The organism is Micromonospora sp. CNZ296 (assembly GCF_007827635.1).
This window is the reverse complement of record NZ_VISW01000027.1, coordinates 39214-65771: the sequence shown is the minus strand read 5'-3', so window position 1 is coordinate 65771 and position 26558 is coordinate 39214. Positions and strand designations below refer to the sequence as shown.

At 73.7% G+C, this 26558-nt stretch carries 26 protein-coding genes; 13 read left to right on the top strand and 13 right to left on the bottom strand.

The window, feature by feature from the left end; genetic code table 11:
• Window positions 1-472: 472 nt before the first annotated feature.
• The 5 genes from FB455_RS30980 to FB455_RS30960 form a co-directional block, all read right to left on the bottom strand.
• A complete protein-coding gene (locus FB455_RS30980) occupies window positions 473-1621 on the bottom strand; it encodes a hypothetical protein (protein WP_145755643.1) in 1149 nt (382 codons plus the stop codon).
• Between the two features lie 210 nt (window positions 1622-1831).
• Window positions 1832-2581 carry a ZIP family metal transporter gene (locus tag FB455_RS30975; RefSeq protein ID WP_047893435.1) on the bottom strand — a complete coding sequence of 250 codons (750 nt, stop codon included), beginning with the start codon at window positions 2579-2581 and terminating at the stop codon, window positions 1832-1834.
• 39 nt (window positions 2582-2620) lie between these two features.
• Window positions 2621-3820 carry a GNAT family N-acetyltransferase gene (locus FB455_RS30970; RefSeq protein ID WP_071097152.1) on the bottom strand — a complete coding sequence of 400 codons (1200 nt, stop codon included), beginning with the start codon at window positions 3818-3820 and terminating at the stop codon, window positions 2621-2623.
• 52 nt (window positions 3821-3872) lie between these two features.
• Window positions 3873-4592, bottom strand: coding sequence for a PP2C family protein-serine/threonine phosphatase (locus tag FB455_RS30965; RefSeq protein ID WP_013283512.1), 720 nt, complete (start codon window positions 4590-4592; stop codon window positions 3873-3875).
• Window positions 4593-4685: 93 nt separating this feature from the next.
• On the bottom strand, window positions 4686-5249 hold the full coding sequence (locus tag FB455_RS30960; protein WP_145755641.1) for an XRE family transcriptional regulator: 564 nt from the start codon (window positions 5247-5249) through the stop codon (window positions 4686-4688).
• A gap of 58 nt (window positions 5250-5307) precedes the next feature.
• On the opposite strand from FB455_RS30960, the gene FB455_RS30955 reads away from it, so the two are divergent.
• Window positions 5308-6522, top strand: coding sequence for a benzoate/H(+) symporter BenE family transporter (locus tag FB455_RS30955; RefSeq protein ID WP_145755640.1), 1215 nt, complete (start codon window positions 5308-5310; stop codon window positions 6520-6522).
• Between the two features lie 66 nt (window positions 6523-6588).
• Here FB455_RS30955 and FB455_RS30950 read toward each other — a convergent pair whose 3' ends face one another.
• The 5 genes from FB455_RS30950 to FB455_RS30930 form a co-directional block, all read right to left on the bottom strand.
• Complete coding sequence (locus tag FB455_RS30950; RefSeq protein ID WP_030273506.1) at window positions 6589-7314, bottom strand: DUF3800 domain-containing protein; 726 nt, start codon at window positions 7312-7314, stop codon at window positions 6589-6591.
• A 79-nt stretch (window positions 7315-7393) separates the two neighbouring features.
• Entirely contained in the window at window positions 7394-7759 is a 366-nt protein-coding gene (locus tag FB455_RS30945; RefSeq protein WP_013283516.1) for a hypothetical protein, read from the bottom strand.
• A 29-nt stretch (window positions 7760-7788) separates the two neighbouring features.
• Window positions 7789-8037 (bottom strand): hypothetical protein, encoded by a 249-nt coding sequence (locus FB455_RS30940; protein ID WP_013283517.1) that lies wholly within the window; start codon window positions 8035-8037, stop codon window positions 7789-7791.
• Window positions 8038-8114: 77 nt separating this feature from the next.
• Window positions 8115-8585, bottom strand: coding sequence for a large conductance mechanosensitive channel protein MscL (gene mscL, locus FB455_RS30935; RefSeq protein WP_013283518.1), 471 nt, complete (start codon window positions 8583-8585; stop codon window positions 8115-8117).
• A 40-nt stretch (window positions 8586-8625) separates the two neighbouring features.
• Window positions 8626-9309, bottom strand: a complete 684-nt coding sequence (locus FB455_RS30930) for an FCD domain-containing protein (protein ID WP_145755639.1) — start codon at window positions 9307-9309, stop codon at window positions 8626-8628.
• Between the two features lie 49 nt (window positions 9310-9358).
• On the opposite strand from FB455_RS30930, the gene FB455_RS30925 reads away from it, so the two are divergent.
• Complete coding sequence (locus FB455_RS30925; RefSeq protein ID WP_013283520.1) at window positions 9359-10627, top strand: MFS transporter; 1269 nt, start codon at window positions 9359-9361, stop codon at window positions 10625-10627.
• Between the two features lie 10 nt (window positions 10628-10637).
• Here FB455_RS30925 and FB455_RS30920 read toward each other — a convergent pair whose 3' ends face one another.
• Window positions 10638-10994 (bottom strand): STAS domain-containing protein, encoded by a 357-nt coding sequence (locus tag FB455_RS30920; protein ID WP_018789120.1) that lies wholly within the window; start codon window positions 10992-10994, stop codon window positions 10638-10640.
• 159 nt (window positions 10995-11153) lie between these two features.
• Here FB455_RS30920 and FB455_RS30915 point away from each other — a divergent pair, with 159 nt between their 5' ends.
• The 10 genes from FB455_RS30915 to FB455_RS30870 all read left to right on the top strand — a co-directional run bounded on the left by FB455_RS30915 (window position 11154) and on the right by FB455_RS30870 (window position 20170).
• Window positions 11154-12014, top strand: coding sequence for an STAS domain-containing protein (locus tag FB455_RS30915; RefSeq protein WP_030273512.1), 861 nt, complete (start codon window positions 11154-11156; stop codon window positions 12012-12014).
• Entirely contained in the window at window positions 12014-12424 is a 411-nt protein-coding gene (locus tag FB455_RS30910; RefSeq protein WP_013283523.1) for an STAS domain-containing protein, read from the top strand. Before FB455_RS30915 ends, FB455_RS30910 begins: the two co-directional genes overlap by 1 nt.
• A complete protein-coding gene (locus FB455_RS30905; protein ID WP_013283524.1) occupies window positions 12421-12840 on the top strand; it encodes an ATP-binding protein in 420 nt (139 codons plus the stop codon). The genes FB455_RS30910 and FB455_RS30905 overlap by 4 nt, the downstream gene beginning before the upstream one ends.
• Window positions 12837-13850: a SpoIIE family protein phosphatase gene (locus FB455_RS30900; RefSeq protein ID WP_013283525.1), complete on the top strand. Its 1014-nt coding sequence runs from the start codon at window positions 12837-12839 to the stop codon at window positions 13848-13850. Before FB455_RS30905 ends, FB455_RS30900 begins: the two co-directional genes overlap by 4 nt.
• Window positions 13847-15193 (top strand): sensor histidine kinase, encoded by a 1347-nt coding sequence (locus FB455_RS30895; protein WP_013283526.1) that lies wholly within the window; start codon window positions 13847-13849, stop codon window positions 15191-15193. Before FB455_RS30900 ends, FB455_RS30895 begins: the two co-directional genes overlap by 4 nt.
• A gap of 2 nt (window positions 15194-15195) precedes the next feature.
• Window positions 15196-16734 (top strand): SpoIIE family protein phosphatase, encoded by a 1539-nt coding sequence (locus FB455_RS30890; protein ID WP_013473506.1) that lies wholly within the window; start codon window positions 15196-15198, stop codon window positions 16732-16734.
• Window positions 16735-16788: 54 nt separating this feature from the next.
• Window positions 16789-17355 carry a TIGR03086 family metal-binding protein gene (locus FB455_RS30885; RefSeq protein WP_013473507.1) on the top strand — a complete coding sequence of 189 codons (567 nt, stop codon included), beginning with the start codon at window positions 16789-16791 and terminating at the stop codon, window positions 17353-17355.
• 72 nt (window positions 17356-17427) lie between these two features.
• The gene (locus tag FB455_RS30880) at window positions 17428-17964 is read left to right on the top strand and encodes a PadR family transcriptional regulator (protein ID WP_091330414.1); all 537 of its coding nucleotides are present in this window, start codon (window positions 17428-17430) and stop codon (window positions 17962-17964) included.
• A complete protein-coding gene (locus FB455_RS30875; protein ID WP_013283530.1) occupies window positions 17961-18662 on the top strand; it encodes an ABC transporter ATP-binding protein in 702 nt (233 codons plus the stop codon). The genes FB455_RS30880 and FB455_RS30875 overlap by 4 nt, the downstream gene beginning before the upstream one ends.
• Entirely contained in the window at window positions 18659-20170 is a 1512-nt protein-coding gene (locus FB455_RS30870) for an FtsX-like permease family protein (RefSeq protein WP_145755638.1), read from the top strand. Before FB455_RS30875 ends, FB455_RS30870 begins: the two co-directional genes overlap by 4 nt.
• Before the next feature lie 84 nt (window positions 20171-20254).
• Here the strand turns inward: FB455_RS30870 and FB455_RS30865 are convergent, their stop codons facing one another.
• Entirely contained in the window at window positions 20255-22348 is a 2094-nt protein-coding gene (locus FB455_RS30865) for a S9 family peptidase (protein WP_145755637.1), read from the bottom strand.
• 100 nt (window positions 22349-22448) lie between these two features.
• Here FB455_RS30865 and FB455_RS30860 point away from each other — a divergent pair, with 100 nt between their 5' ends.
• Entirely contained in the window at window positions 22449-23951 is a 1503-nt protein-coding gene (locus FB455_RS30860) for an FAD-binding oxidoreductase (RefSeq protein WP_486481620.1), read from the top strand.
• 447 nt (window positions 23952-24398) lie between these two features.
• Here the strand turns inward: FB455_RS30860 and FB455_RS30855 are convergent, their stop codons facing one another.
• Entirely contained in the window at window positions 24399-26459 is a 2061-nt protein-coding gene (locus FB455_RS30855) for a SpoIIE family protein phosphatase (protein WP_145755635.1), read from the bottom strand.
• Between the last annotated feature and the right edge of the window lie 99 nt (window positions 26460-26558).

Sequence of the window (26558 nt, the reverse complement as noted above, 5' to 3'; positions counted from 1 at the left end):
GCCTCAAGCGCTACATCGTCCGCGAGATCCACACCGCCCTCCTCGCCGACTTCACCACCCTCAACACCGCTTGACTTCTATAGGAGCATCCCCGCCGTCTCCGCCTGACCCCGCCCGCCCCGCCCCACCTCGCCCTGTTGATCAAGGAGTTTGTGTCCCTCCCAGAGATCAACTAGGACGCAAACTCCTTGATCACCGAGCTGAGAGGGTAGGCGCGAGGTGAGGCGGGCGGGGTGGGCGCCGTCGGGCCGGGAGTTGGCCGGTGATCATGAAGTTGGCGGGGCGACACGCCGACGACGGGACCGTCAACTTCATGATCGACGAGGCGGGGCGAGGGTGGCGTGCGCGAGCCGGTCGGTCAGGCGGCGATCATGAGGTTGACGGGGCGACACGCCGACAGGGAGGCCGTCAACTTCATGATCGGCGGGGCGGGGCGGGGCGGGACGGGGCGGGGCAGGAGCGGGCAGGACGGTCAGGAGATCTGGGCGCCCAGGAAGAAGATGCCGGGGTGGCCCTTCGTCTCGAAGCCTCGGCTGGGGTTGCGCCGCAGGGTGCTGCTGTCGATCTTCAGGGTGCCGGTGCGGTTGTTGCTGACGAAGAAGATCGCGCCGCCGCCCTCGTTCGCGCTGTTGTCCTCGATCACCGTGCCGGCGATCCGTACCGCGAATTCGTTGCCGTCGCAGTAGATCGCACCGCCGCTACCGCCACCCGGCGTGCCGCCCCGGGCCGGGTTCGCTCCCGTACCGACCGCACGGTTGTCCCGGAAGACGCTGTTCAGCACCGTCCAGGAGACGCCGATACTGCTCAGCGCCCCGCCGTTGGCGCACACCCCGCCGGTGAAGGTGCTGCTCACCACGTACACCGGTTTGTTTTCGAACTGGCTCAGCACCCGCAGCGCGGCGCCTCCGAGGTCCGGGCCGGTGCGGTCACAGCGGTTGCCGACGAACCGTGAGTTGATCACGGTGAACCGCCCGCCGCGCACGAAGATGGCGCCGCCCCCACCGCCCTCGGTCCGCTCGCCGGTGGCGTCCCCGTCGGCGAACGTCAGGTTCTGCACGGTGAGCCGCGGGTGGTCCTGGTTCTGGCAGTGCGAGGTGGTCCAGCCCTGCGCCTCGTCGCAGGTGTTCATGTAGAGGATCCGGCGCTTGCCGCCGCCGCTCAGCGTGACAGTGCCGCCGCCGTCCAGCACGACGCGCGGGCCGTGCGAGTTCACCACCTTGGCTGTGGCCTTCATGGTGATGGTCACCGGCGCGGGTCCGCAGTCGAACGTGATGACGCCACCGGCCGCGACGGCCTTCACCACCGCCTCCGAGGTGCAGCTCGCCGGGGTGCCGCTGCCGACGGTACGGGTCGGGCGCGAGGTGTCCACCGGACGCGCCTCGGCCGGTACGGCGGCCCGGCCGTTCGGGTTGCCGGCGCGGAACGTGACGGTGGCAGGGCTGGGGCTCGGCCGGGCGCTGCCGAGACCGGCCCGCCCACTCGGGGAGGCCGACGGGGCGGCTGCCGGACTGGCCGACGAGCCGGCGACGCCGGCGTCGGGCGCGGGGGCCGGATCGTCACCGCAGGCGGGCAGCGTTGCCGTCGTCAGGGCGAGGGCGAGCAGAGTGACAGCCGACTTCACGCGCACCGCCCGATGCTAGGAGGACCGGCCGCCCCGGCACGACTCCACAGCCGATCCTTAACCCGCCGCTAAGCCGCAGCCGCAGCCAGCGCCGGAGCCGCAGCCGGCACCGGAGCCGCAGCCAGCGCCGGGAGCCGCAGCCCAAGCCGGAGCCGCAGCCGGCACCTGAGCCGGCGACCGCGCGGCAGCAGACAGCACCGAGCGGGACGGTCAGGCGTGCGAGAGCGCGAACGCGACAAGGAAACCGAGCACGGTGATCAGCCCGACCAGCAGGTGCGCGTCCGCGAACGCCTCCGGGACCATGGTGTCGGTGATCATCGCCAGGATCGCGCCCGCGGCGAGCGCGGTGATCGTCGCCAGCACCTCGGGTGGCGCGCCGCCGAGCAGCGTGTACCCGGCCAGCGCCGCCGCACCGGAGATCAACGCGATGGCCGTCCACAGCCCGAACACGTAACGCCGGGTGCGTCCGGCCTGCCGCATGCCCGCCGCGCTGGACAGACCTTCCGGCACGTTGCTGAGGAACACCGCGATGACGGTGACCAGGCTGACCGGGCCGCCGGCCAGCAGGCTCGCGCCGATCACCACCGATTCGGGTACGCCGTCGAGCAGCGCGCCGACCGCGATGGCCGTACCCGAGCCGGGCTGTTCCCGCTCGGAGGGCTGCTCGTCGCCGGAGCGCTTGCGGTGCCGCGCGCCGTGCCGGGCCAGCAGCACGTTCGCCGCGGTGTACAGCAGTGCACCGGCCGCGGCGCCGATCGCCACCGGCAGCAGCCCGCCTTGCTCGTGCGCCTCGTCGATCAACTCGAACGAGACGGCGGACAGCAGCACGCCCGCCCCGAACGCCATCACCGAGGCGGTCACCCGGCGCGGTACGCGCGCGAAGAACCCGACGGCCGCCCCGATCAGCAGGGCCGACCCGGCGAGCAGGCCCCAGAATCCCGCTTCCAGCCACTCCGGCACGCGCTGGACCCTACCCCGGGGCGTGCGCCGTCAACCGGGTCAGAAGTCGGCGAACAGGTGCGGCAGTTCCCGGGGGAAGAGGCGGCGCAGCTCACCGGCCGCGTCCACCGGCACCTCGCCCAGCCCGCGTACGACCACCTCGGCCGGGTCGAGCACCCCGTACGCCAGGGCGGACAGCCCGGCGGCGGTGAGCCGCGCGGCCGGCACGCTGCCCTCGGCGGCGGTCTGCGCGGGCAGCACCGCGAGCTTGCCCGTGGTGCCGTCGAGCAGGTGGCGACCGGCGAGCCAGCGGTCGCCGACTACCTCGATCAGTACCCGGCCGACCCCGACCGGCTGCTCGGCGAGCGCGTCCAGGCTGAGCAGCCGGGCCATCGGCGCGGTCGGGTCGGGCCGGGCCACCCGCGCCTCCACCTGCACGTCGAGGTCGGTGAGCCACAGCTCGGGCAGTTCGTCGGGGGTCACCTGGACGCTGATCCGGGCCACCTGGTCGACGTGCCGGGCGAAGAACTGGAGCACCGACGCGCGGGCGTACGCGTCGTCGACCAGCAGGTCGTCGGCGAACAGCGTGCCGGCGTGGTCGTCGATCCGGTAGGTGACAGCGCCGACCGTCTCGCCGCCGCGCACCACGCTGACCAGCCAGCGGTCGTCCCGGTCGCGCAGCCCGACCGCCCGGAAGTCCGGGAAGACGGCGAAGCCGTGCCGCTCGCGCAGGCACCGCTCGGTGTACGCGCGCCACCGCGCGTACCCCGCGCCGATCCGCTCCCAGACCAGCTCGTCCGGCAGGTCGGCGCGCAGCAGCGGCGCCAGGTCCGCCGGGTTGAAGATCGCGGTACGCCGCCGGGGCAGCCCGATGTAGCCGAAGCGCTCGTAGAACGAGGCGCGGAACGGGTGCAGCGCGGTGAGCTGGTGGCCCTCGTCGCGCACGCCGTCGAGGAGCTGCTGCATGAGCGTGCGGACGTGCCCGCGCCGGCGGGCCAGCGGATGGGTGGCCACGCCCGCGACACCGGCCATCGGCAGCACCGCGCCGCGCAGGTTCTGCCGCATCGGTATCGCCGACACGGCCGCCGCGGTGACCCCGTCCTCCTCGGCCACCAGCGTCGTGTTCCCGGCGTTGTACGGCAGGTACGCACGGAACTGGTCGGTCCGGGTGGCGCCCATCGGCGAGGCCTCGAACGCGTACGCCTGGAGCGGGAAGCTGGTGGTCAGTCGTTCATCGGCGGCCAGCCGGCGAATGTGCATCCGTTCATCCCAACCGCACCCGCCGTGGTCCGCAACCGGAAAGGGCGCCCGCTCACGCCTCGGTGACGTCCGAGATGACCACAGTCACGTTGTCCGGCGCGCCGGCCTGGTGGGCCAGTTTCACCAGTTGCTCGCCGCACTGCTGGCGGTCCCCGTAGGTGGCGAGCGCCGCGGCGATGGCGGCGTCCTCCACGTAGTCGGAGAGGCCGTCGCTGCACAGCAGCAGCCGGTCGCCGGGGAAGACGGTGAGCGCCCCGACGGCGGGCGGCGCGTCCGAGCCCTGCACCGCCCGGGTGACGAGCGAGCGCTGCGGGTGGTGCCGGGCCTGGTCGCGGGAGAGCGCGCCCTGGTCGACGAGCGCCTGGACGAACGTGTCGTCGCGGGTGAGCTGGGTCAGCTCGTGGTCGCGCAGCAGGTAGCAGCGGGAGTCGCCGACCTGGGCCAGGACCAGGGTGTCCCCGGCGAGCAGGGCGGCGGTGAGCGTCGTACCCATGCCGTCGCGGGCCGGGTCCACCGTGATGGCCGCGCGGATGCGCTGGTTCGCGGTGCTGACGACGGCGCGCAGCGCGTCGGCGGCCTCGTCGGCGCCGGTGGGCGGCGTCAGCTCGTCCAGGATCCGGATGACGATCTCGCTGGCCACCTCGCCGGCGGGGAGCCCGCCCATGCCGTCGGCCACCGCCACGAGGCGGTCACCGGCGAGGGCGGAGTCCTCGTTGTTGGTCCGGACGAGGCCGACGTCGTTGAGGATGGCCGAGCGGAGGATGAGCGTCATGACGACAAGCTTGCCAAGAAGAACGGGTCCGCGTCTGCACGCGCTGGCGGGTCTGCTGAAAGAAATGTCATCAGCTTGCATCCTGGGTATGCGTCAACTGTCCGGTGTGGACGGACGAGGATAGCGCAGCAGGAGGCTCGCATGAACCTCCTCCTCGCCCACCGCCGCGTAGGTGTGCGGCACGTCGGAGGTCCACCGCAGGTAGCCCCCGGGACCGGCGGTCAGCGGGGCGTCGGCCGGGCCGGCGCGGAGCACGCCGGAGAAGACCGTCACGTGTTCGGTCACGCCGCTGGAGTGGGCGGGGGAGAGCTGCGCCGGACCCGGGGTGACCCACATCCGGTACAGCTCGTAGGTCGCCTCCCGGTCGCTGAAGACCTCCAGCAGCGTGCCTCCCACCGCGGCCCCGCGCAGGGTCGGCGCCTGGTCGGGCGTGGCGAGCACGGCGGTCAGCGGTACGCCGAGCTGCGCGGTGATCGCGTACAGCGTCTCCAGCCGGGGGTTGCGCACGCCGTTCTCCAGGCCGGAGAGCGTGGCCTTGCCGACGCCCGCGAGGCGGGCCAGCTCGGACAGGGAGATGCCCCGCTCGGTGCGGAGCGAGCGGATGCGCCTGCCGACCTCCCGGGCGCTCCGGTCATCGGCTGGTGCGGCGGCTGTCATGGGGGCTATCGTGCTACACCGTGCCGTTCCGTAAACGGAACGGTCGGAGGAGGACAGCATGGGCGGTCGGCTCCAGCCCGTCCTGGCCGGCGTGGTGACCGCTCTGGTCGGCTTCGCCAGCTCGTTCACAGTCGTCCTGGCCGGGCTGCGCGCGGTCGGCGCCGATCCGGACCAGGCCGCTTCCGGCCTGCTCGCGCTCTGCGTCGCCAGCGGCGCCTGCGCGGTCTGGCTCGGCCTGCGGCACCGGCTGCCGCTGTCGATCGCCTGGTCCACGCCGGGCGCGGCGCTGCTCGTGGCCACCGGACCGGTCGCCGGCGGCTGGCCCGCAGCGGTCGGCGCCTTCCTGCTCGCCGGGCTGCTGATCATCGCGGCCGGGCTGATCCCGGCGCTCGGCCGTGCGGTCGCCGCGATCCCCGCCCCGATCGCCTCCGCCATGCTCGCCGGGGTGCTGCTGCCGCTGTGTACGGCCCCGGTACGCGCCCTGGTCGAGGTGCCCCGGCTCGCCGGGCCGGTGGTGCTGGTCTGGCTGCTGCTGCACCGGTTCGCCCGCCGCTGGGCGGTACCGGGCGCGCTCGCCGTGGCGGTGATCGCGATCGCCCTGACCGCCTCCGGGCCGGCCCGGCTGGACGTCGCACCGGTCGTCGCGTTCACCGCGCCGTCCTGGACGCTGCCCGCAGTCGTCGGGCTCGCGCTGCCGCTGTTCCTGGTCACCATGGCCGCCCAGAACGTGCCCGGAACCGCGGTGCTCGCCGGGTACGGCTACCGGGCCCCGCTGGGCTCGGCGTTGCGGGTGACAGGCCTCGCCACCGCCCTCGGCGCCCCGGCGGGCGGCCACGCGGTGAACCTGGCGGCGATCACCGCGGCCCTGGCCGCCGGCCCGGACGCCCACCCGGACCCGGAGCGGCGCTGGATCGCCTCGGTCACCGCCGGGATCGGCCTGGCCCTGCTCGGCCTGGGCGCCGGCGTGGCCACCGCCCTGGTGCTGCTCTCCCCGCCGGTGCTGGTCGAGGCCGTCGCCGGGCTCGCCCTGCTCGGCGCGCTCGCCGGGGCCGTCGCGGCGGCGGTCGCCCAGCCGGACGCGCGGGAGGCAGCAGTGGTGACGTTCGTGGTCACCGCCTCCGGGGTGAGCCTGCTCGGGGTGGGTGGCGCGTTCTGGGGACTGGTCGCGGGCTGGCTGATGCTGCTGCTGTTCCGCCGCCGGGCGGTCGCATCCCCGCCGGTCGAGCCGCCCCGGACCGAATCCGCCCCGTCGCTTTCCGGCCGGACCGGGTGACGAACTGTTAACCTGGAGTGCGCAGGAGGCCCGTCAGGGTTCCCGCAACCGCCTTAGGGCCCGCTTTCAGGCGGGCCCTTCGTGCGTCGGCCGCCCGGTCGGATGCCAGCACCACGAGTGGTATCGGCGCGGCTCGACCCAGGACCACAGCCGCGTGTTCGTCGTCGCCTCCCGAGGATCCGCGCCCGCCCCGCTCGCCATCCTGCGGAACAGGAAGGTGACCAGGTCGACGGCCTGCACCAGCCGGGAGGCGTGCGACGGGGCGAAGTGCAGGGTGTCCACGATCCGGCTGAGCCGCCGGGAACGGTAGCCCCCGGTTCCGTCGACCCGGTAACGGGTCAGGTCCGAGCGGTGGCTTGCGGGGTTGTCGACCTCGTCCGCGATCACCAGGGCCAGTTCGTCCCGCATCGCCGCGTATCCGTCCACCCGTTCCAGAAGGTGTGACAGCACCACCTCGTGAGCGGGGCGGGTGAGCCCGTAGCGCCGGGTGAGGCCGTGCCGGTCGACGCCGCGCAGGATGACTGTGACGTCGTACGTGCCGATCGCCTTGAGCGCCGCGTTGTAGACGGCGATCCGGGCGCGTGGCGGCACCCTCGCCCAGGCCGTCCGCCCCTGGAACAGGTCGTACCCGTGGAGTTCGGCGGCTCGGTCGATGCCGTACGCCTTGGCCGCGTCCGTCATCACCTCGTCGAGTGCGGTGCTGAGCGGGATGGCCACGGCCTCCGGGACCAGAAGTGCGCCGATCCAGTACCAGCGATCGGTGTACGACTCGTCCACATAGGTCAGGAGCACCCGACGAGCGTAGGCCGCTTTCCGGGCGTGGCCGCCTCGACGCGCAGGGCCGCCGAATCGGCGCATTCGACCCCGGGTGTCACTCCTCGGCGGGCAGCTCCGCGGCCGGGACGGTGAGGCGTACCGCGCCGTCGCCCACCGCGGCGATCCGGTCGGCCAGCACGTAGACCGCGCCGGTGCGGACCAGCTCGGTGGAGACCTTGAGGTAGCCGTCGCGGAGCAGCCGGGCGGCCAGGTCGGCCGGTACGTCCGGCTCCTCGGCCGCCGCCGACTCGATCAGCTCGTCCAGGCTGCTGCCCGGGTCGACCGGGGCGGGCGCCTGCACGGTCACCGCGGCCGGGTCGCCGCGCTGCACGAGATCGACTGTGCCCACCTCGACGCCTGCGGAGTCGACCACCCGCATGCCGGTGGTGACCCGGGAGACGGTGTCCTGCTGCTGGCTCATGCAGAAGCGGTTCCCGGGGCGCGCGGGAGCTAAACGGAGGGGGCCCAGCCGCCCGGCGGGCGGGGGGACAGCTCGCGCCAGGTGTCGGTGCCGTCCAGCAGCGCCCGGATCGTCTCCTCGGCCTCCTCGACGCTGGCGTGCTCGTAGAAGCGGGAGATCCCCTCGGCACCGCCGGCCCGCTGCTCGACGTGCCAGCGGTCGCCGTCCACCCGGAGGAAGACGTCACGCCGGGCGAGGCGTCCCCATTTCCCGTTCCACCAGTGCCTACGCTGCTCCATGCCCGGACTCTATCGAACATGTGTTCGATACACGTCGGCCCCCGCGAGATCGTCGCGGGGGCCGATCGGCTATGGCGTCAGCGCGGCGCGGGCGGCTCCTGCCGGCGGCCGAGCACGTCGTCCAGGGCGCTGCGCTGGCCGGGCGTGCCGTGGTTGCCGGCGAGCAGCGCGTCCCGGATCTCGGTGAGCAGCTTGACCTCCTCGCTGGGGGCCGAGGGCGGCGGCTCCTCGCCGCGCTTGCGCCGCTCGGCGAGCCTGTTCATCGGGTAGACGACGAGGAAGTAGAGCGCCGCCGCGGTGAGCACGAACGTGATCGCCGCGTTGACGAAGGCCACCCAGTCGAACGGGATGCCCCGGAACTTGGGCGTCGAGCCGCTGAGGCCGTCCTTGCTGCCGGTGATCAGCGCGATGAACACGCGTACCAGCGGTTCCAGGAACGACTTGGTGAGCTGGGTAACCACGCCGGTGAACGCGGCGCCGATGACGACACCGACCGCCAGGTCGACGACGTTGCCGCGCATGATGAAGTCTTTGAAGCCCTTGAGCATCCGTACTCCCGTGCCCTGATGAGTCTGCGTCGGGGACAACCTATGCCCCGGCGGGCCCTTCGAGAAAAGCACCGGCTTCGATCGCCGCCCGCTGCGGGTCGCCGGCCCGGATCGCCTCGACCAGCCGGCCGTGGTCCACGTACCGCTCCGGAGTGAGCGCCTCACCCATCGCCTGGGCCACCGTGCTGCGCAGCGCGGCGCCGACCGAGGCGTACAGCTCGGCGAGCATGGCGTTGTGCGCGGCCGCCACCACGACCGTGTGCAGCGCGGCGTCCGCCTCCACGAACTCGTCCACCCGGCCGCCGCGCCACGCGGCCTCGCGGGCCGCGAGCGCGCCGTCGAGCGCCGCCAGGTCCTCGGGGGTACGCCTCAGCGCGGCGAGCCGGGCGGCCTCCACCTCGAACGCGCGCCGGACCTCGATCACCTCGGTCATCCGGTCGTCGGTGAGCCGGCGGGCCACCACTGGCGCCAGCTCGTCGGTCGACACCACGTAGGTGCCGGAGCCCTGTCGGCACTCCAGCACCCCGGCGTGCACGAGCGCGCGGACCGCCTCACGGACCGTGTTCCGCCCGACGCCGAGCGCGGCGACCAGTTGCGGCTCGGTGGGGATGCGCCCGCCCACCGGCCACTCGCCGCCGAGGATCCGTTCCCGGAGCTGCTCGATCGTCTGCCGGACCCGGTGACCGCGCGGAGGCACGGCGACGGAATCCACGGCGGGTGTCACCGGTTACACCTCGTGCCGAAATTCATCCCATGATTGTAGGTTCGAGGTCATGACTCCGCCACCTGCGCCCGCCGCGACAGTGCCCGCCCCCGGCGTCACACCCGCGGCGGGCCCCGCCCCGGCGGCCGGCCCGGTCCGGGGCGGTCTGCTCGTGCTCGCCGGGATGCTGCTCGTCGCGCTGAACCTGCGGGCCGCGGTGACCAGCCTCGGCGCCCTGCTCGACGAGATCCGGGTCGGCCTGGGCCTCTCCGGCGCGATGGCCGGCCTGGTCACCACGCTGCCCACCATCGCCTTCGCCGGACTCGGCGCGCTCACCCCGTGGCTGGTCCGCCGCTGGGCCGCGCCCCGGGTGCTGGTGGTGGCCATGGTGGCGCTCACCGTCGGGCAGGTGCTGCGCGCGGTCACCGGCTCGGCGGCGGTCTTCGTGCTCACCAGCGCGCTCGCGCTGGCCGGCATCGCGGTGGCGAACATCCTGCTGCCGATGCTCGTCAAGCAGCACTTCCCGCACCGCACCGGATTGGTCACCGGGGCGTACACGATGGCCCTGACTGTGGGCACGACGGTGGCCGCCGCCTCCGCCGTGCCGGTCGCGCACGCGTTCGGCTCCTGGCGGGCCGGACTCGGCATCTGGGCCGGGCTGGCCGCGCTGGCCGTACTCCCGTGGGTGCCGCTGGCGCTGCGCGCCCGCGCCGCGCGACGGGCCGCGCCCCCGGCGGTGGCGGTCGCCGCCCCGGCCCGCGTGCAGCCGGGGCGGACCCGGCTCGGCTGGGCCATGGCGGTCTACTTCGGGGCGCAGTCGCTCAGCGGGTACGCGATCATGGGCTGGCTGGCCCAGCTCTTCCGGGACGCCGGATACCGGCCGGAGACGGCCGGGCTGCTGCTCGCCGGGGTGACCGCGCTGGGCGTGCCGGTGGCGCTGATGATGCCGGCGCTCGCCGGACGGCTGGCCACGCTCCGCCCGCTGGTGCTGTCGCTGACCGTGTTCTCCGCCGCCGCGTACGCCGGGCTGGCGCTCGCCCCGCACGGCCTGGCGCCGCTGTGGGTGCTGCTGCTGGCGCTCGGCCAGGGCGCGTTCCCGCTCATCCTGACCACGATCGGGCTGCGCGCCCGGACCGCCGAGGGCACCGTGGCGCTGTCCGCGTTCGCGCAGAGCACCGGGTACGTGATCGCGGCTCTCGGGCCGCTGCTGGTGGGCATCCTCTACGAGGCGACAGGCGGCTGGACCGCCCCGATCGGCTTCCTGCTGGTGGCGCTGGCCGTGCAGACGGCGGCGGGCATGGTGATCGCCCGTCCCCGCTACATCGAGGACGAGCGCTGAGCGGGATCGGTCAGGAGGAGGCCGGGGTGGGATCGCCCGCGACGGCCTGCTCGACCGTCGGGTACGTGTGCAGCACCTCGACCAGGCCGCTGACCTCGAGGATGCGCAGCACGCCGCGCTGCGGGGCGGCCAGCCGGACCACGCCGCCCGCCTCGTCGCAGTTGTTCTTCGCCCGGACGAACACCGACAGGCCGGTGGAGTCGCAGAACGACACCTCGGCCAGGTCGAAGACGAGGCGACTGCGCCCCTTGTCCAGCAGATCCGTGATCTGGTCCTGGAGCTGCGGTGCCGTGGCCATGTCGAGCTCGCCCGCGACCGACACGACGACCACGTCGCCGCGCTGTTCCGTGTGCACCGTCAAGGACATTCGTCGACCTCCTGTGTTCGGGGGAAACGGTATCCCACGATGGGCGCGACGCGCAGAACGGGAGCGGTCACGGGTGCGGTCGATCATTCTTTGCTCCGTGACAAGTAGCGCCCCGGCCTCCGGTGATAGAGTCCGCCCGTCCAAATCAGGGAGGTCACCATGGCGTTGAGCGCCGAACAGGGTGGTCGGCTCGCCCACCTGCTCAGTCAGCACGCGGACCGGTTGACCAACCGCTGGACGGAGATCGTCGGCAGTTCGCTGCGCGGTCGTCTGAGCCGGGCCGAGCTGGCGCGGCAGGTCCAGGAGCTGCACCGCGCGCTGGTCGACGCCGGCCGGCAGGGCGTCTCCGACCTGGCCGACGAGCACGGTGGTGAGCTGCGGGCGGTGCTGTCCGAGCTGTCCACCAACCGGGCCCGCCAGGGATTCTCCGCCACCGAGACCGCGATCAGCGTGTTCGCGCTCAAGGACACCCTGCTGGAGCTGATGGAGGAGGAGAAGGGCGACGAGACCCTGCGCGACTTCGTCTCCTTCTCCGCGCTCATCGACCAGATGGGCCTGTTCACGTTCGAGACGTTCGTCCGGGCCCGCGAGAGCCTGATCGCCGACCAGGCGGAGCAGCTCCTGGAGCTGTCCACCCCGGTGGTGAAGCTCTGGGAGGGCGTGGTCGCCGTCCCGCTGGTCGGGACGCTGGACTCGGCCCGCGCCCAGGTGGTGATGGAGCGGCTGCTCCAGACGCTCGTCGACACCGGCTCGCCGTACGCGATCATCGACATCACCGGCGTACCGGCGGTGGACACGCAGGTCGCGCAGCACATCCTCAAGACCGTGGTGGCCGCCCGGCTGATGGGCGCCGACTGCATCATCTCCGGTATCCGCCCGCAGATCGCCCAGACGATCGTGGCCCTCGGCATCGAGTTCGGTGACATCGCCACCAAGGCGAGCCTCGCCGACGCGCTGCGCCACGTGCTGCGCCTGACCGGGGTCGAGACCACCGCTCGCCGCCCGCGCCGGGAGTCCTGATGGAACGGGTGCCGATCCTCAAGATCGGCGACATCCTGCTGGTCTCCATCCAGGTCGACATGTCCGACCAGACGGCGGTCCAGTTGCAGGAGGACCTGGCCGAGCGGATCGTCGCCACCGGCTGCCACGGCGTGATCATCGACATCACGGCGCTGGACATCGTCGACTCCTTCGTCGGCCGGATGCTGTCCACCATCGCGTCCATCTCGAAAGTGCTGGACGCCGAGACGGTGGTGGTCGGCATGCGCCCGGCCGTCGCCATCACGCTCGTCGAGCTGGGGCTGTCGCTCAACGGCATCCGTACCGCGCTGAACGTCGAGCGCGGCATGGAGCTGATCGCGGCCAGCCGCGCCGACGAGTGGGACGAGGCGGCCGACGACGAGGACACCGAGACGACGGCGACGGCATGACCACGGGCGTCGACCTGGGTGTGCCGGCGACCCAGGCGATCCGCAGCGACGAGGACGTGGTGCGGGTCCGGCAGTTGGCGCGTACCACAGCCGTCGCGGTCCGCCTCTCCCTGGTGGACCAGACGAAGCTCGTCACCGCCGCCAGCGAGCTGGCCCGCAACACGCTGATCTACGGTGGCGGGGGCAGCGCCGAGGTGAGCACCGTGTCCGACGGCCGCCGGCGCGGCGTGCGGATCGTCTTCGCCGACGAGGGCCCGGGCATCCCCGACCTCGACCTGGCGCTCACCGACGGCTACACCACCGGCGGCGGGCTGGGCCTGGGACTGAGCGGCGCCCGCCGGCTCGTCGACGACTTCGACATCCGGACGGCTGTCGGCGAGGGGACGCGGATCACCGTCACCAAGTGGTCGCGATGATCGCCGACGTGGTGCCCGACCACGGCATCTGGTTCCGGGTCGACACCGGCGCGACCGCCGGCAGCGTACGCCGGGCGGCCGAGCGTCTCGGCCGGCAGCTCGAACTGAGCGCGGCGCGCGTCGCGGACCTGGCCATCGTCACCGCCGAGATCACCAGCAACCTGGTCAAGCACGCCCGCGAGGGCACGCTCCTGATGCGTCCGGCACGCCGGGGCGGGCGGGCCGGCGTGGAGCTGGTCGCGATCGACTCCGGCCCCGGCATGGCCGACCTCACGCTCTCCTCCGCCGACGGCCACTCCACCGCCGGCACGCTCGGCATCGGGCTCGGCGCGATCACCCGGCAGTCGAGCCGGTTCGACGGCTACTCGTCGCCGGGGCGGGGCACGGTCCTGGTCGTCCAGGTCTGGGACGCCGCACCGCCGGAGCCGGACTGGGCGGGCGGGCTGGCCCGGCCGATCACCGGCGAGCAGACGAGCGGCGACGGGTACGCGGTCCGCCAGGTCGGTGGCCGGCGGCAGGTGCTGGTCTCCGACGGGCTGGGCCACGGGCCGCTCGCCGCCGCCGCCACAGGTGCCGCCGTGTCCGCGTTCCGTTCGGCGCCGGACGGGCCGCCGGACGTCGTGGTGCGGCACCTGCACGCCGCCATCTCGCACACCCGGGGCGCCGCGCTCGCGGTGGCCGAACCGGATCCGGCCGCCGGCGTGCTCCGCTACGCCGGGCTGGGCAACATCGCCGCGATGATCGTCGCGCCGGGCGAGCGGCGGCGCGGGCTGGTCTCGCTGCCGGGCATCGCCGGGCACCAGCGTCCGGCGATCCGCGGGTACGACTACCCCTTCTCGCGCGACGCCACCCTGGTCATGCACAGTGACGGAGTGGTGGACCGCTGGGATCTGGACGACTATCCCGGGCTCGCCGGCCGCAACCCGCTGCTGGCCGCCGCGACCCTGCTGCGCGACGCCGGTGTCCGCCGTGACGACGCCTGCGTCCTGGTGGCCCGGGGGGCGGCATGACCGAGCCCCTCCTGCACCTCGCGCTCCGGGTGGAGCAGGACATCTTCCTGGTCCGGCAGCGTGGCCGGGAGGTGGCCGCGGCGGTCGGGCTGGAACATCAGGACCAGGTACGGATCGCCACCGCGCTCAGCGAGGTGGCCCGGGAACTGTTGCACGGGGCCGACGGCGCGGACGTGACGTTCGCCCTCGACCGGGACGCGGTCGGCCGCCGGGTCCTCCAGGTGGACCTGTCGCCGCTGCGTCCGCTCCCCGGTGGACGGTACGAGCCGCAGTCCGGCGCCGTCGCGCGTCTGGTGGACACGTTGCGGGTGGTGGCCGTCGAGGGCGATACCGTCGTGAGGATGTCCCGACGAGTGCCCGACCACGCCGAGGAGCTGACGGCCGAGCGCGCCGCCGAGCTCCGCGCCGAGCTGGCCGAGCGCGCGCCGGGTTCCGCGCTGGACGAGTTGGCCGCCCAGAACGCGCAGCTCATCGCCGCCCTCGACGAGGTACGCAGCCAGCGCGACGAGCTGGCGGTGCTGAACTCCGAACTCCAGGAGACCAACCACGGCGTGATGGCGCTCTACAACCAGCTCACCGAGGAGCTGGAGGAGACCAACCGCGGTGTGGTGGCGCTCTACGCCGAACTGGACGAGAAGTCCGCCCAGCTGCGGGCCGCGAGCGAGTCGAAGAGCCGGTTCCTGGCGAACGTCAGCCACGAGCTGCGCGCCCCGGTCACCGCGATCATCGGCCTGGCCCGGCTGCTCGCCGACTCCGCCTCCGACCCGCTCACCGGCGAGCAGGCCCGTCAGGTGGGGCTGATCCGCTCCTCGGCGGGCGACCTGCTGGGGCTGGTCAACGAGCTGCTCGACCTGGCCAAGGCGGAGTCGGGCCGGATCGAGCCGGACTGGTCCGACGTCGATCTGCGCGCCGTGTTCGGGCAGTTGCGCGGCACGCTGCGGGCGCTCGCCGCGCGCCCCGAGGTGGAGCTGGTGGTCGAGGAACCGCCGGCCCCGGCCACTGTGCGCTCGGACGAGGTGCTGCTCGCCCAGGTGCTGCGCAACCTGCTGCACAACGGACTGAAGTTCACCGAACGCGGCGAGGTACGCCTGCGCGCCGAGCGCCGCGGCGGCCAGTGGACGCTGTCGGTCACCGACACCGGCGTGGGCATCCCGCCGGAGCTGCACGAACGGGTCTTCGAGGAGTTCTACCAGGTGCCCGGCACGACCCGGGTCGGTGGCACCGGGCTCGGCCTGCCGTACGCGCGCCGGCTGATCACGCTGCTCGGCGGGACGCTGGAGCTGACCAGCGAACCCGGCCGGGGCAGCACGTTCACAGTGGTCCTCCCCGCGGGCGGAGCGTGACGGTGGACGGCGGGCCGGTGACCGTGCTTGTGGTCGACGACAGCGGCCCCAAGCGATACCTGCTGGTCAACTGGCTGACCCGGGCCGGCTTCGTCACCGTCGAGGCCGAGAACGGCACGGCGGCGCTGGAGCGGGTGGACCGGGAACACATCGACCTCGTGGTGCTCGACGTCCGTCTGCCGGACATGAGCGGCTTCGAGGTGTGCGAGCGGATCAAGGAGGCGCACCCGTCGATCCCGGTCATCCACGTCTCCGCGCACGCGGTCGACGTGGTCGACCGGGCGCAGGGTCTCACCCGGGGCGCGGACGCCTACCTGGCCGAGCCGATCGAGCCGGAGGAACTGGTCGCCACCGCCCACGCGGTGCTGCGCTACTACCAGGCCCGGCGGCGGGCCGAGCAGCTCGCCGAACGGCTCGCCGCGCTCGCCGACGCCACTGTGGAGATGCACGCGACGCCGAACTTCGTCCGGCTGCTGGAGGCCGCCGCGAGCGGCGCGGCGCGGATCTTCAATGCCCCGGCGGCGGTGGTCGCCGAGACGTTCGACGGGGACTGCCTGGCGGGCGTGGCGGCCGACCCGCACACACCGGCCACCATCGTGCCGTGGGTGGTGGACGACACCGGAGTGCCGATCGGCACCCGGGTACGCGTCGACGAGCCGGCCAACTGGGCGCTGGCCGGCTGGCCGGACGGCGACACCGTGACCGTCGCCGCCTCCCGGCTGCGCGAGGACCGGGCCCCGCTCTACGTGGTGGTGCCGACCGCCACCCAGACCGTACGCACGCCGGTGCTGGTGCAGCTCGCCCAGGCGGTCGCCTCGGCGGTCGAGGCGCAGCGGTCCTTCGACGAGGAGCACCGGATCGCTGTGACGTTGCAGCGCAGCCTGCTGCCGCAGCGGCTGCCCGACGTCGTCGGCCTGGACCTGGCCGTCCGGTACGAGCCGGCGAGCGCGCAGACCGAGGTGGGCGGCGACTTCTACGAGCTGGTGATGCTCGACGGCCACCTGCTGGTGGCGATCGGTGACGTGGCCGGGCACTCGCTGCACGCCGCCACGGTGATGGCCGAGCTGCGGCACGCGGTACGGGCGTACGCGGTCGAGGGGCACCAGCCGGGCGTGATCCTGGACCGGGTCAACGAGCTGATGCGCAACCTGCTGCCGACCGAGCTGGCCACCATCTGCGTGCTGCTGCTCCACCCGCCGACCGGGCTGGTCCGGCTGGCCAGCGCCGGGCACCTGCCGGCGTTGCTCAGCCGGGACGGGAGGGTCGAGTTCGTGACGCAGTCCGCGCCCCTGCTCGGCGTACGCGCGCCGCGCCCGCCGGACCTGGAGTTCGTGCTGCCCGCCGGGGCCACGCTCGTGCTCTACACCGACGGGCTGATCGAACGGCGGGACGCCACGATCGACGACGGCATGGCGGCGCTCGGCGTGGCCGCCACCCGGGTGGACGACGACCTGGACGATTTCTGCCGGCGGCTGCTCGTCGAGCTGGCACCGCCGGAGATTCACGACGATGTCGCTGTGGTAGCGGTCCGTCGCCGCTGATCCCCTGGTCCTGAGAAGTGGGGCCGATCGACGCCGTCCTCATACGCTGGCCCGATGAATACCAAGACCAGTGAACTGCTCGCCGTCGCGGCGCCGCGTACGGCCGCTGTGGTGCGCGGCATCTCCGACGACCAGCTCGTCCTGCCCACCCCCTGCCCGGACTACACAGTGCGCGACCTGCTGGGCCACCTGTTCGACGTGGTGGTCAACTTCCAGGCGCTGGCCCGCCGGGAGGAGGTCGACTGGTCCGGCAAGACCGACCACCTGACCGACGGCTGGCGGGACCGGTTCGCGACCGAGGCGGCCCGGCTGACCGAGGCGTGGTCCGACCCGGCCACACAGGAGGGGGTCTCCCCCGGCATGGGACTGCCGCAGGAGACGGTCGGCATGATGGCCCTGATCGACCTCACCGTCCACGGATGGGACCTGGCGCGGGCCACCGGCCAGGAGCTGACCGTGGACCCGGCAGTGGTGGCCGCGGGACACGAGTTCATGGACCGGATGGGCGACACGGGGCAGAAGATGGGCGCGTTCGGCCCGCCGGTGCCCACCGGCGCGGCACCGGACAGCATGGACGCGCTGCTCGGCCGGGCCGGGCGCGACCCGGCCTGGACCCGCTGAACCGAACGGCCCGCGTGGTGCGCCGCGCGGGCCGTTCTTGACACCACTATTCGCTCAGCGAATAGTAGGGCCGTGTCCACGTCGCACGTCCTGCTCGGGCTGCTCGCCGCCGGCCCGCGCCACGGCTACGAGCTGAAGCGCGCGCACGACGAGCGGCTGCCCCGCGCCCGGCCGCTCGCCTTCGGGCAGGTCTACGCGACACTGGCCCGCCTGTGCCGCGACGGCCTCGTGGCCACGGCCGGGCAGACCCGCGAGAGCGGACCGGACCGCACCTCGTACGCGCTCACCGAGGACGGGCGGGCGGCGCTGGACCACTGGCTCGGCACCGTCGAGCCGCCGATGCCGTACGTGGCCAGCACGCTCTTCGCCAAGGTGGTGGTCGCGCTCCTGGTGGCCGACGTCGACCAGGCCCGCGTCTACCTGATCGCGCAGCGGCAGGCGCACACGCAACGCCTGCGCGAACTGACCGCGCTGAAGACGGCCCCCGGCGCCCGCCTCGACGAGGTGGTCGCCGCCGACTTCGCCATCGCCCACCTCGACGCCGATCTCCGGTGGCTGCACACCACCCTCGACCGGGTCGCCGACTGGCACCGGGAGGTGCGCACGTGACGTTCCTGCAAGCGCGCGGAGTGGTCCGCGCCTACGGTCACAACCCCGCGCTGCGCGGTGTGACGCTCGACGTGGCCGAAGGCGAGATCGTCGCGGTCACCGGCCCGAGCGGCTGCGGCAAGTCCACGCTGCTGCACTGTCTCGCCGGCATCCTGCGCCCCGACGCCGGTCAGGTCACGTGGCGCGGGGAACGGATCGACACGTGGTCGGAGGCGGCCCGCTCGCGGCTGCGCCGTACCGAATTCGGGGTGCTGTTCCAGTTCGGCCAGCTCGTCGCCGAGCTGACCGCCGCGGAGAACGTCGCGCTCCCGCTGTTGCTCGCCGGCACGGGGCGGCGAGCGGCGCGGACGGCGGCGCTCTCCTGGCTGGACCGGCTCGGCGTGGCCGACGTCGCCGACGCCCGGCCCGGTGAGATGTCCGGCGGGCAGCAGCAACGCTGCGCGCTGTCCCGGGCGCTCGTCACCGAACCACGGGTGATCTTCGCCGACGAGCCGACCGGCGCGCTCGACACGCTGGCCGGCGAGCAGGTGCTCACCCAACTGGTCCGGCTGGCCCGCGAGCAGCGCACCACAGTCGTGCTGGTGACGCACGAGCCGCGCATCGCCGCGTACGCGGACCGGGAGGTCAGCCTGCGCGACGGCATGGTCGACCACACCGGGCTCGGGCTCGACCCGGCGCTGCCGGGCGGGTCACGGTGAGGCCGGGGACGCTGCTGCGTCTCGTGCTGGCGGGCACCCGCACCGACATCGCACGGGTGGTGCTCACGGCGGTGAGCGCCGCGCTCGCGACGCTGGCCGGGCTGGCCGCGCTGACCGTGCTGTCGGTGGTGAAGCCGTCCGGCGACGACGGGCTCAACTCCGACCAGTACACCAACGCCCTGCTGCGGGAACCCGGTCTGCGCCCCGGCGTGGCGTTCGCGTTGCTGCTGCTCTGCGTACCGGTCCTGGGACTGGCCGGGCAGTGCGCCCGCCTCGGCGCGCCGGGCCGGGACCGGCGGCTGGCCGCGTTCCGGCTGGCCGGTGCCACCCCCGGGCAGGTCACCCGGGTCGCGGTCGCCGAGACCGGCGTGGCGAGCCTGCTCGGCACCCTCGTCGGCCTGGCCGTCTTCCTGGCCGGGCGCCGGCTGCTGCACCGGCCCGACGCGGACGGGCGGCTGCCGCTGCCCACCGACGTGCACCCGGCCCCGGTGGCGGTGGTAGCCGTCGTGCTCGGCCTGCCGCTGGCCGCCGCGCTGGTGAGCGCGTTGCTGCTGCGGCGGGTCGCCACCACCCCGTTCGGCGTCGTGCGCAAGGTCCGCACCCGGGCGCCCTGGCCGTGGCCGGGCGTGCTCATCCTCGCCGCGCTGGCGATGTTCGCCGCGATCCGCCCGCTCCTGCTCTGGTACGAACGGCGTGGCGCCGTGGCCCCCGACTGGCCGGTGCCGACATTGCTCGTCGTCGGCGGGCTGACCGCGATGATCGGCGTGGTGTCGGGCACCGGCTGGATCTCGTACCGGACCGGCCGGCTGCTGCACCGGCACGGACGCGGCCCGGCCGCCCTGCTCGCCGCCCGCCGGCTGGCCGCCGACCCGTGGGCGGGCAGCCGCACCTTCGCCGCGTTGCTGGCCGCGCTGATCTTCGGCGCCGGTGCCGCAGGGCTGCGTGCCGACTTCCAGGCCGAGGCCGAGGTGACCCGCCGCACCGGCTCCGGATTGGCCGACCCGGGCTTCTACCTCGGCGCGATGAACCTGGTCGACCTCGCGGTCCTGGTGGCGATGGCGATCGCCGGCGGTGGGCTGCTCGTGGCGGTGGTCGAGGGGATCACCAGCCGGCGACGGGCGTACGCGGCGCAGGTGGCGACGGGCGTGCCACGGGCCACCATCGGCCGGTCGCTGCTCTGGGCCGCGCTCGCCCCCGCCGTACCCGCGATCGGGCTCGCGTTGACGGTCGGCTACCTGCTGGTCCGGGGCGTCATGCCGGCACCGAGCAACGGCGGCTTCACGCGGACGATCTGCGACGCCGGCTCGGAACTGTGCGGCGATCCGGCCACCGCGGCGCGGTACACCCGTACCGAATGGGTGCCGAAGACGACAGTTCCGCCGGACGTACCGTGGGATCAGCTGGCCTGGCTCGCGGCGGGCGGGCTGGCGGCGGTGCTGTGCACGGTCGTGGCCGGCCTGCTGTTCCTGCGCACCGCGACGTCGGTGGAGGAACTGCGCGCGGGCTGAGCGGTCAGCGGCCGAGCAGGCCCCCGTGTAAGGAAGGGCCCCTTATTAACAGACGTCTGTTAATAAGGGGCCCTTCCTTACACCTCAGGCGCGGCCGACGCGGTCGAGGATCCAGGCGTTGACGAACGCCTCCTCGCGCCAGGAGTCGTACCGGCCGCTCGGGCCGCCGTGGCCCGCGCCCATCTCGGTCTTGAGCAGGTAGTCGCCGGCCGGCGCGAGCGACCGCAGCCGGGCGATCCACTTGGCCGGCTCGTGATAGAGCACGCGCGTGTCGTTGAGGCTGGTCACCGCCAAGATCGCCGGGTATTCGACGGTGGCCACGTTCTCGTACGGCGTGTACGACTTCATGTACGCGTAGACCTCGGGGTCGTCGAGCGGGTTGCCCCACTCCTCCCACTCGGTGACAGTCAGCGGCAGCGACGGGTCGAGGATCGAGGTGAGCGCGTCCACGAACGGCACCTGCGCGACGATGCCGGTGAACGCGTCCGGGGCGAGGTTCGCCACCGCGCCCATCAGCAGGCCGCCGGCCGAGGCGCCCCGGGCGACCAGCCGGTCGCTCGCCGTCCAGCCCGCCTTCACGAGGTGCCGGGCGCAGGCCACGAAGTCGGTGAACGTGTTCTTCTTGGCCAGCAGCTTGCCCTCGTCGTACCAGCGCCGGCCCAGCTCACCGCCGCCCCGGATGTGCGCCACCGCGAAGATCACGCCGCGGTCGAGCAGGCTCAGCCGGGCGATCGAGAACCACGGGTCCATGCTCGCCTCGTACGACCCGTAGCCGTAGATGACGGCGGGCGCCGAGCCGTCGCGCGGGGTGTCGCGGCGGCAGACGAGCGAGATCGGTACGCGGGTGCCGTCGTCGGCGAGCGCCCAGTCCCGGTGCTGCTCGTAGTCGGCCGGGTCGTACGCCCGCCCGTCCGGCCCGGGGCGGACCGGCTTCTGCCGGCGCAGCGTCAGCTCCCGGGTGACCAGGTCGTAGTCGTAGACCGAGTCGGGGGTGACGAGCGAGGTGTAGCGCAGCCGCACCTCGCTCGTGCGGTACTCGGGGTTGGCGTCCAGCCCGACGCTGTAGATCGGCTCCGGGAAGTCGATGTCCCAGCTGTCGTCGCTGCCCACCGGCAGCACCCGCAGGCCGGTCAGGCCGTTGGTGCGCAGCGACACCACGAGGTGGTTCTCGAACGCGTCGACCGCCTCCAGCCGAGTGCCAGGGGTGTGCGGGATCAGCGGCTCCCACTCGCCCGGCGAGTCCGCCGAGGTGTACGCCAGCGCGAAGTCCTCCGCGCCGTCGTTGTGCAGGATCAGGAAGCGGTGGCCGTGGTGCTCCACCGCGTACTCGATGCCCTGACGCCGCGGGGCCACGACGGCGGGCTCGCCGGTCGGGTTGGACGCCGGGATCACCCACACCTCGCTGGTGATCTTGCTGTGGATGTCGATGACCACGAAACGCTCCGAGCGGGTCAGCTCGACGCCGACCCAGAACCGCTCGTCGTCCTCCTGGTAGACCACCACGTCCTCGGTGGACGCCGTGCCGACTGTGTGCCGCCAGACCCGGTTCGGCCGCCACGCCTCGTCCACAGTCACGTAGAACAGCGTGGACGCGTCGCTGGACCAGGCCGTGCCGTAGAACGTGTCCGGTACCTCGTCCGGCAGCGACTCGCCGGTGGTCAGATCCTTGATCCGCAGCGTGAAGCGCTCGTCGCCGGAGAAGTCGGTGGAGTAGGCCAGCCAGCGCCCGTCCGGGCTGACGTCGAACGCGCCGAGCGAGAAGAAGTCGTGCCCCTCGGCGAGCTGGTTGCCGTCGAGCAGCACCTCCTCGCCGTCGAGCGGGGCGCCGTCCGCGCTGACCGGGGGCGCCGTCTCGCCCGGCAGGACCGCGCGCCGGCAGTGCACGCCGTACTGCTGGCCCTCCACCGTGCGGGTGTAGTACCAGTAGCCGTCCTTGCGGGTCGGCACCGACAGGTCGGTCTCCTGCGTGCGCCGGCGCGTCTCCTCGAACAGCTCCGCGCGCAGGCCGGCCAGGTGGGCGGTGCGCGCCTCGGTGTACGCGTTCTCGGCGTCCAGATACGCGATCGTGTCCGGGTCGTCCTTGGCGGCGAGCCAGGCGTACTCGTCGAGGACTGTGTCACCGTGATGAAGGCGCTCGGTCGGGACGCGCTTGGCGACGGGCGGTGGGGTTTCGGTCACGGCGCCACGTTACCGGTCGGCGGGCCGCCGCCGGGCTCGCCCGCCGACCGAATCCGGCGACTCGCCGCCAGGTCTTTCGAACATGTGTACGATAACCGCCATGGCGGATGCGGCACGTTCCACCGACCGACTCGAAGCCCTCGACATCACCCGGAAGCTGGCCGCGATCTGCGGCACCCCGTTCGCCCGCTTCGCCGGCCCGGCCGACGAGGTGGCCGGCCGTATCGCCCGATGGGTGGCCGTGCCGGGCGGCCCGCACGCCGCGGCGGAGGTGTTGCGGCTGGCCGCGGCGCACGACCTGACAGTGGTGCCGCGCGGCGCCGGGACGAAGATCGACTGGGGGGCCGCGCCGGCGCAGGTGGACATCATGCTCGACACCGGCCGCCTCGCCGGGGTCTGGCACGAGCCGCGCGGCGCGGCGGTGGCCGAGATCGGCGCCGGTACGCCGCTGCGCGCCGTCCAGGCCACGCTTGCGCGCACCAACCGGCGGCTGCCTGTCGACGCGCCCTCGCCGGGCGCGACGCTCGGCGGGGTGCTCGCCGCCGACGAGTCCGGTCCGCTGCGCCATCGGCACGGCAGCCCGTGCGCCCAGCTCGTCGGGGTGCGCTACCTCGACGCCGACGGTGAGCTGGTGAGCGTCGGCGAGTCCGGCACGGAGGCGCTCGGCCGGGCCGCCCCGGGCAGCGGGGGTGGTCGTGCGAGTGAACGGGGTCCGGCGGGCGATGGCGGTTCCGCGGGCTGGGGCGCCGGTGGTGCGTTCGGCGACGGTCCGGGTGGCGGGGATGCGATCCTCGGTCGGGGCGAGGTGCCCGGGCTCGACGTGGCCCGGCTGCTCTGCGGCTCGCAGGGCGGGCTCGGCGTGCTGGTCTCGGCCACCATGCGGGTGCACGCCGTGCCGGCCGGCCGGCTCTGGGTGTCCCGTCCGGTCTGGACACCGCTGGAGGTGCACGACCTGGTCCGTGCCGTACTGGCCGCGGGCGTCGATCCGGCCGCCGTCGAACTGGACCTGCCGGTGCCGGTGCCGCTGCCCCGGCGTCGCATTCCGCCGACGCACCCGTCGGTGGTCAACCGCCCCGACCATCCCGCCGTGACCGGACGACCCGCGGCGGGCAGCCTGGTGGTGCTGCTGGAAGGCGGCCCGGCCGACGTGACCGAGCGGGCCGAACGGCTCACCGCCGTCCTCGGCGCCGAGTCGATGATCAGCCACCACGCGCCGGAATGGTGGGGGCGTTACCCGTTCGCGCCCGGCGACACCGCGCTGCGCATCGAGGTGCCGATCAACGACCTGCACGCGGCCGTCTACGCGCTGCGCGACGCCACCGGCGGCCCGGTGCCGGTACGCGGCTCGGCCGGCGCGGGCACCGTCCACGCCGCCCTGTCCGGCGCGCTGCCGCCCGAGCGGGTCGCCTCGATCCTCACCGCGGTCCGCAGTGTGCTGATCGCCCGGCGGGGCCGGTGTGTCGTGGTGGCCGCGCCCGCGGCGGTACGCCGTGCCGTGGACCTCTGGGGCGAGCTGCCCACTTTGCCGCGCCTGCGCAGCGCCAAGGCCCACCTGGACCCGCACCACCGCCTGGCCCCCGGCCGCCTCCCCGGAGGCCTCTGACCAGCCCTCGCAGCCCGGGCACCAGCCTGCCGACATCCGGCTCACCCGTGCCGGTGCCCTGCCCGACGGGAGCGCCCGCCGGACGCCCTCGCCTGCCCGGCGCCCCGGCCCCCGCACAGCCTCGGTGCCACCCGCGTCCCCGCCTCCGTCCCCGCCCTGCCTCGCCCCGGTGATCAAGGACTTTGCGTCAGATTTCGCGCCCCCGGAGAACACAAACTCCTTGATCACCGCCGAAGGGCGACCTGAAGCGCGACGGGGCGACCTGAAGCGCGACGACGGGCACCCGAGGCGCCCCCTGGCGTGCCGGAGTGGGTTGACCATGAAGTTGACGGGGAGGAAACGGGCGAATTGAGCGGCCAACTTCATGATCGACGGGATGCCCGCCTGGGCGCGGGGTGCCTCGCCCAGGTGCGGGGTGCCCCGCCCGGGCGGGGAAGGCGGCGGGGGTTAGGGGGTGTCGTTTCGGAGGACCAGGATGGCTATGTCGTCGCGTGGGGGCTCGACCGAGAAGGCGATGGTGGCGGCGCGCAGCCGGGCGGCCACCACGTCGGCCGAGTACCCGGCCAGCGGCGCCGCCGACTCGCGCAGCCGGTCGGTGCCGAACAGCTCCCGTCCGCGCCGCCGCTCGGTGACCCCGTCGGTGTAGAAGATCAGCGCGTCGCCGGGCTTGAGTGTCAGCTCGGCGGTCGGCGTGGTGATCGTGTCGAGCAGGCCCAGCGCCGTACCGCCGGCGCCGACGAACGTCGCGCCGCCACCGCCGTGCAGCAGCACCGGGCGGTCGTGGCCGGCCAGGTGCAGCGAGACGTCGAGCTGGTCGCCGTCGCCGGGTGCGACAGCCGCCAGCGCCAGCGTGCAGTAACGTCCGCCGCCGCGCTCCACGAGCGTCTCGTTGAGCCGGCCGAGCACCTCGGGCAGCGGTTTGCCGTCGCCGACGAGCACCCGGATCACGTCGCGGACCAGGCCGGTCACGGCGGCGGCCTGCACGCCCTTGCCTGACACGTCGCCGACCACCACGAGCCAGCGGCCGTCCGGCAGCGGGAGCACGTCGTAGAAGTCGCCGCCGACCTCCGCGTCGTCGCCGGTCGGGACGTACTCGGCGGCGAAGCCGATGCCCTCGACCACCGGGAGCACCGGCGGCAGCAGCGACTGCTGGAGCGTCTGGGCGACCCGGCGGCGCTCGGCGTGGATGCGGGCGTTCTCGATGGCGAGGGCGGCGCGGCGGGCCACGTCCTCCAGCACCGAGACCTCGTCCGGGTCGTGCCGGTGCCGCTGGTGCCGGCCCACGGCGAGGGTGCCGAGCCGCTGGCCGCGGGCGATGAGCGGTACGGCGAAGCCCTCCATCGGCCCGCCGAGCGGCACCTGGGCGGCGTTGCGGGACGCCTCGCGCAGCCGGGACTGGATCGAGTCCTGGCCGGTCTCCTGGAGGATCCGGTGCAGCTGCGGCAGCATCGCCTCGTCGGCGTGGCTCGACGCGGCGAGCCGCAGGCGGCCCCACTCGTCGGTGGTGTGCACGGCGCACCACTGGCCGAGCCGGGGCACCACGAGCTGCGGGATAAGCGCCATGGTCAGCTCGACGTCGAGCGACTGGGCGAGCAGTTCACTGGCCTCGGCCAGGAACGTCAGCCAGGTGGAGCGGCGTACGTCGGCGCGGCGCAGCCGGTCGTTCTCCAGGTGCAGCGACAGCCGTTCGGCGGCCAGTACGGCGAGCGGCCGGGCGTACGCCGAGGGCGCCGCGTCCAGCTCCAGCTCACCGGAGTACGGCCGGTGCACGGCGAGCGGGACGCGCAGCAGCTCGTTGCCCTCGCGCGCCGGCCGGCCGTACCGGGCGAAGACCTGGGTGCCGAGTCCGTCGCCCCGGTCCAGCCGGACCGTGCCACCGGCGGCGCCCACCATCTCGGCGACCCGGGTCAGCAGTCCGGTGGCGAACTCGGGCAGCGGCTCGTCGGCGTACGAGTCGGGGGTGAGCTGCATCAACTCACTCATCGCCGCGGCGCTCGGCGTACCGTCGCCGTTTCCTTCCGGTTCGGCGACGCGCAGTGGGCCGGCCGACGGCCGGGCGGACCCGCCGGGGCCGGGCCGGTCCAGGCGGAACCAGACGCCCTTGCCGGTGGGCAGGTACGTGGTGCCCCACCGGCTGGAGAAGTGGTCGACGAGCAGCAGGCCGCGCCCTCGGGCGGCGACCTCGGTGATGTCGGACGTGGTGTTGCGCACGCCCACGATCAGCTCGTCGACCGGCCCGGAGGCGAAGTCGGTGACTGTCACGGTGAGGCCGTTGTGGTCGGTGTCGACCTCGATGTCCAGTTCGGTACGCGCGTGTTCGACGGCGTTGGTGGTCAGCTCGGTGGTGAGCAGCAGCGCCTCGTTCAGCAGCTCGGGCAGCCGCGCTTCGAGCAGCATGGTGCGGACCAGCGCGCGGGCCGCCGCCGGGGTGCGGCGGTCGGCGGGGAGGCGGACCCGGCGGACGCGCTCGTCCGCGCCGCCGCTAGCAGGCCCTGCCTCCGCTGACACCTTCGTATCCTCCACCGCGCCCACCCCGGGTGCCAAGCATCAGGCCGAACCCGCCACCCGGGTCGATACCGCACGTGACGCGCGATCACACGCGGTGAC

Coding starts and splice junctions, on each gene's coding strand:
- FB455_RS30925 (WP_013283520.1), top strand. CDS start 9,359: ATGACTCCGCCACCTGCGCCCGCCGCGACAGTGCCCGCCCCCGGCGTC.
- FB455_RS30940 (WP_013283517.1), bottom strand. CDS start 8,037: ATGGAGCAGCGTAGGCACTGGTGGAACGGGAAATGGGGACGCCTCGCC.
- FB455_RS30955 (WP_145755640.1), top strand. CDS start 5,308: ATGGGCGGTCGGCTCCAGCCCGTCCTGGCCGGCGTGGTGACCGCTCTG.
- FB455_RS30970 (WP_071097152.1), bottom strand. CDS start 3,820: ATGCACATTCGCCGGCTGGCCGCCGATGAACGACTGACCACCAGCTTC.
- mscL (WP_013283518.1), bottom strand. CDS start 8,585: ATGCTCAAGGGCTTCAAAGACTTCATCATGCGCGGCAACGTCGTCGAC.
- FB455_RS30885 (WP_013473507.1), top strand. CDS start 16,789: ATGAATACCAAGACCAGTGAACTGCTCGCCGTCGCGGCGCCGCGTACG.
- FB455_RS30860 (WP_486481620.1), top strand. CDS start 22,449: ATGGCGGATGCGGCACGTTCCACCGACCGACTCGAAGCCCTCGACATC.
- FB455_RS30920 (WP_018789120.1), bottom strand. CDS start 10,994: ATGTCCTTGACGGTGCACACGGAACAGCGCGGCGACGTGGTCGTCGTG.
- FB455_RS30960 (WP_145755641.1), bottom strand. CDS start 5,249: ATGACAGCCGCCGCACCAGCCGATGACCGGAGCGCCCGGGAGGTCGGC.
- FB455_RS30945 (WP_013283516.1), bottom strand. CDS start 7,759: ATGAGCCAGCAGCAGGACACCGTCTCCCGGGTCACCACCGGCATGCGG.
- FB455_RS30910 (WP_013283523.1), top strand. CDS start 12,014: ATGGAACGGGTGCCGATCCTCAAGATCGGCGACATCCTGCTGGTCTCC.
- FB455_RS30895 (WP_013283526.1), top strand. CDS start 13,847: ATGACCGAGCCCCTCCTGCACCTCGCGCTCCGGGTGGAGCAGGACATC.
- FB455_RS30900 (WP_013283525.1), top strand. CDS start 12,837: ATGATCGCCGACGTGGTGCCCGACCACGGCATCTGGTTCCGGGTCGAC.
- FB455_RS30965 (WP_013283512.1), bottom strand. CDS start 4,592: ATGACGCTCATCCTCCGCTCGGCCATCCTCAACGACGTCGGCCTCGTC.
- FB455_RS30915 (WP_030273512.1), top strand. CDS start 11,154: ATGGCGTTGAGCGCCGAACAGGGTGGTCGGCTCGCCCACCTGCTCAGT.
- FB455_RS30905 (WP_013283524.1), top strand. CDS start 12,421: ATGACCACGGGCGTCGACCTGGGTGTGCCGGCGACCCAGGCGATCCGC.